Consider the following 1,789-nt stretch of genomic DNA (forward strand, 5'->3'; position numbering starts at 1 on the left):
ATCAACCGGTCGCGAGCCAGATTCCCACGCCGATCATCAGCGTGCCGGCCACGCGGTTCATCAGGCGCACACGCGAGCCACGCCCCAGCCAGCGCGCCAGGCTGCTGCCACCGCCGGCATAGAGCAGCAGGCAGGTGAATTCCAGCGTCAGGATGATGCCGACCAGCGCGATCAGCTGCGGCGCCAGCGGCAGGCTGGCATCCAGAAATGGCGGCAACAGCGCGATGAAGAACGCCCAGCCCTTGGGATTGGCGATTGCGGTGACGAAGCCCTGTGCCGCCAGAGCACGCCGCGAGGCGCGCGGTGCCGCCGCATCCTCCCCTGCCACCCCCAGGGCCAGGCGGCCACGTGAGCGCCACATCTGGATCCCCAGCCAGGCCAGATAGGCGCCCCCCGCCAGCTTGAAGGCCGAGAACACCATCGGATAGCGCAGCATGATGGTCGCGACGCCGATCACCGCCGACACCGCCACCAGCCCGACGCCCAGCAGTTCGCCCACCATCATCCACAGCGTGCGCTTGACGCCCTGGGTCATGCCCAGAGTCATCGCCAGCGTCATGCACATGCCCGGCGTCAGCGAGACCAGAAAGAATGTCGGCACGAACACCGACAACAATGACCAATTCAGCATTCCCTGCTCTCCTTGCACAGTCTGATGCAGTGCCAGAGGGATGCCTCTGACAAGCTCTCACCCGAACGGATCGACTGACCGCCCTTCAATCGCCGCTGACATGCCCCTCGCCCCAGCGCGGCATCAGCGCATGCGAGATTCCCAGCTGGTTGAGAATGCGCGCGACGATGAAATCGATCATGTCATCGAGGGTCTGCGGGCGATGATAGAAGCCGGGCGCGGCGGGCAGGATGACGGCACCCATGCGCGTCAGACTCAGCATGTGTTCGAGATGGATGGCCGAGAACGGCGTCTCGCGCGGCACCAGAATCAGCGTGCGGCGCTCCTTGAGAGCCACATCGGCGGCGCGCTCGATCAGGTTGTTGCTGGCCCCGGTCGCGATCGCGGACAGTGAGCCGGTGGAACACGGGCACACCACCATGGCGCTCGGCGCGCCGGAGCCGGAAGCCACCGGGGCCATCCAGTCCTCGCGCCCGAAGCAGCGAATCTGGCCGGGTCTGGCGGCGTAGCGCTGCGTGAGCACCTCGGTGAGACGCGCCGGGCGCGCCGGCAGCTCCTCGTCGGTCTCGGTGGCGATCACCATGTGCGCCGCCTTGGAGACCATCACCATCACTTCATGACCGGCCGCGACCAGACACTCGATCAGGCGCAGGCCGTACTGGGCACCGGAGGCCCCGGTCAGCGCGACGGTGACCGCCGACTTGAACTCGCCCTCTGGGGCTGTCGCTTGCGTCTTCATGCTTCACCTTCACGTGCTGCCAGCGCCGCCAGAAGGCGCTCGTGGATACCGCCGAAGCCGCCATTGGACATCACCACCACCCAGTCGCCGGCGCGGGATTGATTGGCGATCTTCGCGATCAGGGTGTCGAGGTCCTGCTCGACCTCCGCCTCCACGCCGAGCGCGCGGCACTCGCTGACCGTCTCCTCCAATGACCAGCCGAGGCTGGGGCCCGCGAACCAGCTGACGCGGTCGGCCGCGGTCACTGAAGCCGGCAGACGCGCCTTCATGGTGCCGAGCTTCATGGTATTGGAGCGCGGTTCGATCACCGCCCACAGGCGGCCGCCCTGACCTTCGGCCGCCACGCCCGGCGCCAGGCCCTCGAGCGTGGTGGCGATGGCGGTCGGGTGGTGCGCGAAGTCATCGATGACCTTGACGCC

Annotated in this window: 3 protein-coding genes; all 3 read right to left on the minus strand. The window is 67.4% G+C overall.

All coding sequences use genetic code 11. The annotated features are described in order from the left end of the window. Nucleotide 1: 1 nt before the first annotated feature. A complete protein-coding gene (locus AC4FAH_RS10820) occupies nucleotides 2-631 on the minus strand; it encodes a LysE family translocator (protein WP_192838401.1) in 630 nt (209 codons plus the stop codon). 85 nt (nucleotides 632-716) lie between these two features. Beyond that, the gene (locus AC4FAH_RS10825) at nucleotides 717-1,370 is read right to left on the minus strand and encodes a flavin prenyltransferase UbiX (protein ID WP_043331969.1); all 654 of its coding nucleotides are present in this window, start codon (nucleotides 1,368-1,370) and stop codon (nucleotides 717-719) included. Further along, the coding region (locus tag AC4FAH_RS10830) for a glutamate ligase domain-containing protein (protein ID WP_490246017.1) at nucleotides 1,367-1,789 on the minus strand (423 nt) is incomplete at its 5' end. The genes AC4FAH_RS10825 and AC4FAH_RS10830, both read right to left, overlap by 4 nt.

It is taken from the genome of Cobetia sp. (assembly GCF_983723665.1).

Excerpts from the sequence above, each read along its gene's own strand:
- AC4FAH_RS10825 (WP_043331969.1), bottom strand. The coding sequence starts at position 1,370 with ATGAAGACGCAAGCGACAGCCCCAGAGGGCGAGTTCAAGTCGGCGGTC.
- AC4FAH_RS10820 (WP_192838401.1), bottom strand. The coding sequence starts at position 631 with ATGCTGAATTGGTCATTGTTGTCGGTGTTCGTGCCGACATTCTTTCTG.